Source organism: Salinicola sp. (assembly GCF_982684285.1).
Window position 1 is genome coordinate 1 of the sequence record NZ_CEXLVS010000187.1, and the last position, 8,107, is coordinate 8,107.

The 8,107-nt window shown below is 65.0% G+C and carries 7 protein-coding genes; 4 read left to right on the forward strand and 3 right to left on the reverse strand.

What is annotated here, in order from left to right:
• Window positions 1–1,206, reverse strand: a 1,206-nt coding sequence (locus AC3AYF_RS15135) for a glutamate-5-semialdehyde dehydrogenase (RefSeq protein WP_487779936.1), incomplete at its 3' end; no start/stop codon positions are given.
• 207 nt (window positions 1,207–1,413) lie between these two features.
• Between AC3AYF_RS15135 and AC3AYF_RS15140 the strand changes: the two genes are divergently transcribed.
• The 3 genes from AC3AYF_RS15140 to AC3AYF_RS15150 are packed head-to-tail and all read left to right on the forward strand — an operon-like array spanning window position 1,414 to window position 4,558.
• The gene (locus AC3AYF_RS15140) at window positions 1,414–2,241 is read left to right on the forward strand and encodes a hypothetical protein (RefSeq protein ID WP_295040581.1); all 828 of its coding nucleotides are present in this window, start codon (window positions 1,414–1,416) and stop codon (window positions 2,239–2,241) included.
• On the forward strand, window positions 2,232–3,155 hold the full coding sequence (locus AC3AYF_RS15145) for a diguanylate cyclase domain-containing protein (protein ID WP_295040579.1): 924 nt from the start codon (window positions 2,232–2,234) through the stop codon (window positions 3,153–3,155). The genes AC3AYF_RS15140 and AC3AYF_RS15145 overlap by 10 nt, the downstream gene beginning before the upstream one ends.
• Window positions 3,152–4,558 (forward strand): bifunctional DedA family/phosphatase PAP2 family protein, encoded by a 1,407-nt coding sequence (locus AC3AYF_RS15150; protein WP_295040577.1) that lies wholly within the window; start codon window positions 3,152–3,154, stop codon window positions 4,556–4,558. The genes AC3AYF_RS15145 and AC3AYF_RS15150 overlap by 4 nt, the downstream gene beginning before the upstream one ends.
• A gap of 11 nt (window positions 4,559–4,569) precedes the next feature.
• Here AC3AYF_RS15150 and AC3AYF_RS15155 read toward each other — a convergent pair whose 3' ends face one another.
• Both AC3AYF_RS15155 and mpl read right to left on the reverse strand, forming a co-directional pair.
• Window positions 4,570–5,205, reverse strand: coding sequence for a flavin prenyltransferase UbiX (locus AC3AYF_RS15155; RefSeq protein WP_295040575.1), 636 nt, complete (start codon window positions 5,203–5,205; stop codon window positions 4,570–4,572).
• Window positions 5,189–6,562 carry a UDP-N-acetylmuramate:L-alanyl-gamma-D-glutamyl-meso-diaminopimelate ligase gene (gene mpl / locus AC3AYF_RS15160; RefSeq protein WP_487779937.1) on the reverse strand — a complete coding sequence of 458 codons (1,374 nt, stop codon included), beginning with the start codon at window positions 6,560–6,562 and terminating at the stop codon, window positions 5,189–5,191. Before mpl ends, AC3AYF_RS15155 begins: the two co-directional genes overlap by 17 nt.
• 432 nt (window positions 6,563–6,994) lie before the next feature.
• On the opposite strand from mpl, the gene AC3AYF_RS15165 reads away from it, so the two are divergent.
• Window positions 6,995–8,107 (forward strand): 6-phosphofructokinase (locus AC3AYF_RS15165; protein WP_487779938.1); only part of this gene is annotated, 1,113 nt, incomplete at its 3' end.

Consider the following 8,107-nt stretch of genomic DNA (forward strand, 5'->3'; position numbering starts at 1 on the left):
ATGCAGCTTGTTGGTGGAGATGCCGATCTCCGCCCCGAGCCCGTATTCGAAACCGTCGGCGAAGCGCGTCGAGGCATTGACCATCACCGAACTGGAGTCCACCTCGCCAAGGAACCGCCGGGCGAGCGTCAGGTTCTCCGTCACGATGGCATCGGTATGCTGCGACCCATAGGTATTGATGTGATCGACGGCCTGGTCGAAATCATCCACGACCCGGATGGAGACGATCGGTGCCAGATACTCCGTCGACCAGTCCTCGGCCGTTGCCGCCACGGCATCGCCTATCCACTCACGCGTGCGCGCGCATACCCGCATCTCGACGCCCTTGTCGCGATAGATGGCCGCCACCCGCGGCAACGCCTCTGCCGCGATATCGGCATGGACGAGCAGCGTCTCCATGGTGTTGCAGGGCGAATAGCGCTGGGTCTTGGCGTTGTCCGCGATCGCCACCGCCTTGTCCAGATTCGCGGCAGCATCGATATAGACATGGCAGACCCCGTCGAGATGCTTGATGACCGGCACCGTCGCCTCGCTGGCGATGCGCGCGATCAACGACTTGCCGCCGCGCGGCACGATGACATCCACGAATCGCGGCATCGTGATCAGTTCGCCCACCGCCGCGCGATCCGTGGTCGCGACGATCTGCACGGCGGTGGCGGGCAGGCCGGCATCCGCCAGGCCCTGGCCTACGCATTCGGCGATCACGGCGTTGCTGGAGGCGGCCTCGGACCCGCCGCGAAGAATGCAGGCGTTGCCGGACTTCAGACACAGACTTGCCGCCTCCACGGTGACATTGGGGCGGGACTCGTAGATGATGCCGATCACGCCCAGGGGCACGCGCATCTGTCCGACCTGAATGCCGCTCGGCCGATAGCTCAGGCCGTCGATCTGACCGACGGGATCGGCAAGCGCGGCGACCTGGCGAACGCCGAGGATCATCGCATCGATCCGGGCGGGAGTCAGTGCCAGGCGATCCAGCAGCGCATCGCTCAGGCCGTTTTCGCGGGCGCGGGCCAGATCGTCCCGATTGGCCGACGCCAGCGCCGGTCTGGCGTCATCCAGGCGCGCCGCGATGGCCTCGAGCGCCGCGTTCTTCCGGCCGCTGTCGACACGCCTCAGTTCGGCACTCGCAACGCGTGCCTGCTGCCCCAACGCCCGCATGTATTCGGCGATATCCTCGACCCGTGGGGTCGCAGTCTGCTGCATGGTGTACTATCTCTTGTCAGTGGTAGTCCGCGACGAACGACCTTCGGCATCGAATCGGGAACGTCTCGACTGGCCGGGAAGCTTGACGCCGCAGGTACGATGAGGCCTTGTTCTTTTGTCATAGGCGCCGCACGATCATTCCCGGCACACATGATAGTGAGAGACGAGTCGCGCAAGCCATTCGCAATCGGTCCAATATAAGCCACCATGCAAAGCAAGTACAAAAGCCTCGGCTCCCGAATCCTACTATCGCTTCTCTCGCTGCTCGCCCTGCTGGCGGGCTGGCTGGCACAGGACGCCACACGCGTGGTCGCCTGGGCCGGGTGCATCGCGTTTGCCCTCTCGGCGGTTTACCCCTTGCGCCTCTCTCGCTGGCTCCCCATCACGATCGTCCTGCTGAGCGTCGCGCTGCTTGCCACCCATCACGCCAGCAGCCATATCTGGTTGTGGGCACTGCCGTTGTGCCTGCTGGGATCGCCGGGCAGGGCCGGGGTAGCCGCCAGCGTGCTGGTTTATGTCCTGAGCGTCGTCTACGTCGGCTGGACCCTGCCCCCGCCCACTGCCGTCGTCGCCAGCGTATCGCTGGCCATCGTCTGGCTTCTGTGCCTGGATCGACAGAAGGTATCCGCGACGGCACCGTCGGACGGCCAGTCGAACTGGTTTCTCCCGGCCGCCCAACTGGATGGCGGCATTCAGCGAGAGTTGAAACGGGCCGAGCGCGAGTCGTTGCATGCCGAGGTGACGGTTTTCGGCTGCGCTCGCTCTACGACAACGGACATGGCAGCACTCTGCCGCCGTCTTCAGGAAGCGCTGATGCCTTACGAACGCGCCTATCGCCTCAACGATTACGGCATTGCGGTGATCGTGGTGGCCACCAGCGCCGAGACGGCCAGACTGCGACGACAGCAGCTACGCCACGCCATTGCCCCGCACAAGGAGGTCTCCTCGACCCCCCTGACGGAGATCCGCGATCGCTTCGCGAATCGTCACGGCAAACGATCCTCCCCGGTTCCGGAGGTGCAGCCTTGGCATTGAGTCGATACAAGTTGATCGCGCAACTTCTCACGCTGGCACTCCTGCTGGGTCTTGCCCTGTGGGAACACCTGATGCGTCACTACGATCTGATACTGCCGCCCACCCTGATGGCCATCGCGCTGCTCGTCTCCATACCGCTGCAATACCTGGGCCGCCTGCGCCCCGCCATCACCGACCACATATTGCTGATCGGCGGACTGGTTCTTTGTATCCTGGAGGCCCCCAGCAGCGACAATCCCCTGTTGTGGCTGGGGCTGGCGATCACGCTCAGCTACCTGCTGCTGTCCGCCCTGCCGGCACTGCTGCTGACCGTGATTCTCGTCCCCGTGCTGCTGGCGTCGCTCGGCGAGGAGCACATGACGGCCATGAACCTGGTACTTGGCTGGTGGCTCTCTCTCACCGCGGCCACCCTGGCCCTGTCGTTGGGGGGCTCGTCCCGCGCGCTGCGTTTCATGCTGAGACCGTGGCGGGACGACAGGCGGCCTGCCGGTGAATTCATCACCCGAAACCTGGAAATGGAAGTGGCCAGAGCGTCCGCGCTCGACCGACCGCTGAGCGTGCTGGTACTGTACATTCCGCAGCTGGACCAGGCCGGAGATCAGTTCGGCGGCCACATGCGCGAAATCCTGTCGGCGAGCTTCAGCGAGGTGATTTCCGACAACAGCCGCCAGAGCGACCTGCTCGGCGAGCACCATGCCAATGTCTTCTGGCTCATTCTACCCAACGCCGGGGAACCCGGTGCCGTGGCAGCGGCCAAGCGGCTCTCGAGTGCCGTGACATCTGTCGCACACCCGGAGATCGGATCTCTGGAAAGCTTCAGTCGGGTGTGCACACTGCGCCCTCAAGAGAACGTCGAACGCTTTTCGCTACGCCTGGAAACCGCCGCCAACAAACTGCTGGAACCGCACGCTTGAATCTTACCCACTGGCTCTACTCTCTCGCTCCCCCTCCCGAGCTGCTGCTGGTCATCATATTCGTGGTGGCCCTGATCGAGTCACTCGCCGTCGTCGGTATCGTCGTCCCCGGCGTCGTGCTGCTGGGTGCGGCAGCCTCCATCGCCGGTCACGACGACGTTCCCCTCTGGACGATACTGATCGCCGGCATCCTGGGCGCCTTCGCCGGAGACAATCTCAGCTTCTGGCTGGGCCGCACGCAGCGCGCCCGCATTCCGCACTGGTGGCCGCTGTCACGCCATCCCCAGTGGCTGGAGCAAGGCCACGAGTTCTTCCGACGCTACGGCATCCTGTCCGTTGTGGTCGGCCGCTTTTTCGGCCCCGTTCGCCCGTTCATTCCCATGATCGCAGGCATGCTATCGATGCCGACGAAGCGTTTCACCCTCGTCAATTTCGTCTCCGCGATAGCGTGGGCGCCGGCTTACCTGCTACCCGGCTACCTGCTCGGCCGCTCCTGGGAGGAGTTGATGCAACTGCCTCCCGGCGCCGAGCGATGGCTGCTGGCACTGTCCGTCTCGCTGCTGGTACTGGCACTGCTGTTTTCGTGGATTCGCTATCAGCTCAGTGCCGAGGGTCGTTTGCACGCTTGGCTGGAGAGGCGCATGGCGGGCAACCGCCGACTGGCCAGAGGCTGGCACGCGCTGTGCTCGCCACCCCCGGCCAGCGAATTCCCGCTGGCGTCGCTGTCGCTGCTGGTGACCAGCCTGATCGCCCTGATCGCCTGGACGGCGTGGGTCCTGATGCACGATGGCCCGCTGCCCATGGACCAGCAGATCCACTCCCTCGCCGGCATGCTGCAGCGCAACTGGCTCATCGGCACCAGCGAGGTTCTCGCCAAGGTGGGCGACGCGCTGGGCATCGGCGTCCTGATGGCGCCCTGGCTCCTGTGGCTACTGTGGGCAAAGCGCTTCGCCGCGCTGCTGCATATCGCCGGCGCCCTGATTCTCGTCGCCGTCAGCAATACGGTCTTCAAATCCCTGGCGGGCCGAGCCCGCCCGGACACGCCGGATTACCTGACGGGGTCGATGTCCTATCCCAGCGCCCATACCTCGACGATCGTCGTCGTGGTCGGGCTGACCGCCGCCTTTGCGGCCCAGGTGATGCCGCAGCGCTATCGTGGGTACGCCTACTGGCTGGGCATCGTCGCGTGCGCTCCCATGGCCCTGTCCAGGCTCGTGATCGGCGTCCACTGGGCCAGTGACTTGATTGGCGGCGCCCTGCTGGGGCTGATCGTCTGCGCCCTGACACGCATCAGTTATCAGCATTTCCAGCGGCCCGAGCGCGGCATGCCGCCCTGGGCCTGGCTCTGTGCAGCCTCGCTGATACTGGAAATCCTGCGAGTCGTCCTCTTTGCCCCCGTCTAGGAGTCTGCCGCTCAATCGCCCCAGCGCGGCATCAGCGTCTGGGCGACATCCAGCTGGTTGAGAATGCGCGCCACCACGAAGTCGATCATCGCCTGGACGCTGTCGGGGCGATGATAGAAACCGGGAGCGGCCGGTAGTATCACGCCGCCCATGTTGGTCAACTTCAGCATGTTCTCCAGGTGGACGGCCGAGAGCGGCGTCTCCCTGGGAACCAGGATCAGTTTTCGCCGCTCCTTCAGCGCGACGTCGGCGGCGCGCTCGATCAGGTTGTTGCTGGCACCGCAGGCCACCGCGGATAGAGTGCCGGTCGAACACGGACAGATCACCAGCGCCTGCCAGTTACCGGATCCGGATGCCACAGGCGCCATCCAGTCTTCCCGTCCGAAGCAGCGGACCTGCCCCTCGCCGGCGTCGAACCGCGCCGTCAGATCCCGTGCCAGTCGATCCGGCTGGGCCGGCAGATCGATCTCGGTCTCGACGGCGATCACACGATGGGCCGCCTTGGAGACCAATACGTAGACCTCGTGCCCGGCGCCGATCAGGCATTCGATCAGGCGTAGCCCATACTGCACGCCGGAAGCGCCAGTGAGCGCCACCGCGATCGGCGCCCCGTATTGGCTAGAAGTCGCATCATCGCGAACTGCCATGCCGCACCTCCAGTGTCTGCAGTAGCTTGTCGTGGATACCGCCGAAGCCGCCATTGGACATGACCACGATCCGGTCGCCGGGTAGCGCCTGTTCGACGACGTGCTCGACGAGCGCGTCGAGATCGGTCTCGACACGACTGGCCGCATGCCCGGCAACCACTTCGGCCAGCGACCAGTCGAGCCCGGGGGGCTGATACCACCAGACGCTGTCGGCCAGCGCTACGCTGTCGGCCAGGCGTGCTCTCATACTGCCCTGACGCATGGTATTGGAACGGGGCTCGATCACCGCCAGCAGCCGCCCCCCATGCCGGTCGTGGTCCAGCCCCTCGAGCGTCAGCGCGATGGCCGTGGGATGATGGGCGAAATCGTCGAGGACCTGTATTCCGCCCACCTCGCCACGGACCTCCTGGCGCCGCCGGGGCGCGGCGAATGTCGCCAGCGCCCGGCAACCCTCGACCAGGGAGACGCCCAAGCGGCTGGCCGCGGCCAGGGCGGCGACGGCATTGGCCGCGTTGTGTCGGCCACTCATCCCCCAGCGGACGAAATGACTCTCGCCCCCCGAGACCACGGTGAAGGCGCGGCTGTCGTCCGGATCGAGCAGCAGTCGCCACTCGCTCCCGGCCAGTTGCCCGAAGCGTTGCACCGGCGTCCAGCAGCCCTGATCCAGCACCCGCTCCAGCGCTGGTTCGTCATCCGCGACCAGCAGCGAGCCATTACCCGGCACGGTGCGCACGAAGTGGTGAAACTGTCGCTCGATGGCCGCCAGATCGGGAAAGATATCGGCGTGATCGAACTCGAGATTGTTGAGAACGGCGATGTCCGGCCTGTAGTGGACGAATTTCGAACGCTTGTCGAAAAACGCCGTATCGTACTCGTCCGCCTCGACGACGAAAGGCGCACCGCCCCCGCCGAGCCGGGCGGAGAGGCCGAAATTGCGGAGCACTCCCCCGATCAGGAATCCCGGTTCGAGGCCCGCGCACTCCAGTATCCACGCCAGCAGGCTGGCGGTGGTGGTCTTGCCGTGGGTCCCGGCCACCGCCACCACCCGCCGCCCCGGCAACACCTGCTCGGCCAGCCACTGCGGCCCGGAAACATAGGGGAGCTTGGCATTCAGCAATGCCTCGATCTCCGGGTTGCCCCGGGAGAGCGCATTGCCGACGATGACCAGGTCGGGAGACGGCTGCAAATTGCCGGGGCGATAGCCCGCCGTCAGTTCGACGCCCATTTCCCGCAGCTGCAGGCTCATCGGCGGATAGACATTGGCATCCGACCCTGTCACGTGATGCCCCTGCATCTTGGCCAGGCGTGCCAGACTCCCCATGAAAGTCCCGCAGATCCCTATTACATGAACGTGCATTCGAACTCCCCCTCACATTAGCCGGCGAGCCTAGCATGGCCTCCCGGAGCGGGCCACTGGCCCCTCCCACGCTCCCCCGGGCACCGTGGCCGCCGTGAAGCCAGTCTCGTCGGATCAGCAAGCCGGCTCGAGGAAACCGGTCGCGCTGGTACCCGGCTCATCCCTCAGGCGCAGAAAATTGGTCGCCCCCCTCACTACCGCCTCGTATTAACAGGCATTCGCCTTTCGGCTATGCTGGGCCCGCATTCGTGCCCGGCCCCCGACAGGGAGATGTCACACGATTGGCCAGCCAGTTTCATCCTCTCGTGATGATTCAGGGTCGATCATTGCCAGCGCGAGATCGTCATCGAAGTCCGCACGGATGTGCGTCAGAGCACGCCGGGCCGACGACGTGAGACCAGCACAACCGAACCTCAGGAGATGAGAGCCGATATGGCCAAGCATAATGCGTTCTACGCCCAGTCCGGTGGCGTCACCGCCGTCATCAACGCCAGCGCCTGTGGCGTGATCGAAACCTGCCGCCGCCACTCGGATCGCATCGGCCATCTCTACGCGGGACACAACGGCATCATCGGCGCACTGCTGGAAGACCTGATCGATACCAACCAGGAGAGCGAAGAGGCGATCTCGGCACTGCGCCACACACCCGGCGGCGCATTCGGCTCCTGTCGCTACAAGCTCAAGTCCATCGAGACGCACCGCGCCGAGTACGAGCGCCTGATCGAGGTATTCAGGGCCCACGACATCCGCTACTTCTTCTACAACGGCGGTGGCGACAGCGCCGATACCTGCCTCAAGGTCTCCCAGCTGTCGGAGACGATGGGCTACCCGCTGACGGCCATCCACGTTCCCAAGACCGTCGACAACGACCTTCCCATCACCGACAACTCCCCCGGCTTCGGCAGTGTCGCCAAGTACGTCGCCACCTCGACGCGCGAAGCGGCGCTCGACATCGAGTCGATGTGCTCGACCTCCACCAAGGTCTTCATTCTCGAAGTGATGGGTCGGCATGCCGGCTGGATCGCCGCCGCCGGCGCCCTGTCAGGAGAATCCCCGGAACAGGCACCGCATCTGATCATCTTCCCGGAGATCGCGTTCGACCGGGCGAAGGTGATGGCGCGTATCGACGAGGCGGTCAAGCGTCACGGGTTCTGCGTGCTCGTGGTCTCCGAAGGCGCCCAGTACGCCGACGGAACTTTTCTCACCGATTCGGGCAGTACCGACGCCTTCGGTCACAAGCAGCTGGGTGGAGTCGCCCCCACCCTGGCCTCGATGGTCAAGGAAGATCTCGGCCACAAGTACCACTGGGCGGTGGCCGACTATCTGCAGCGGGCCGCTCGTCACATCGCCTCCAAGACCGATGTCGACCAGGCCTACGCCGTAGGCGAAGCCGCCGTCGAGCTTGCCTTGGCAGGCCAGAATTCGATGATGCCCGCCATCAAGCGTGTCTCCGACACCCCCTACGAATGGAAGATCGAGCCGGCCCCGCTGGCGGAGATCGCCAACCACGAGAAGTTCATGCCGCGGGACTACATCAGCGAGGAT

Excerpts from the sequence above, each read along its gene's own strand:
- AC3AYF_RS15155 (WP_295040575.1), bottom strand. The coding sequence starts at position 5,205 with ATGGCAGTTCGCGATGATGCGACTTCTAGCCAATACGGGGCGCCGATC.
- AC3AYF_RS15140 (WP_295040581.1), top strand. The coding sequence starts at position 1,414 with ATGCAAAGCAAGTACAAAAGCCTCGGCTCCCGAATCCTACTATCGCTT.
- mpl (WP_487779937.1), bottom strand. The coding sequence starts at position 6,562 with ATGCACGTTCATGTAATAGGGATCTGCGGGACTTTCATGGGGAGTCTG.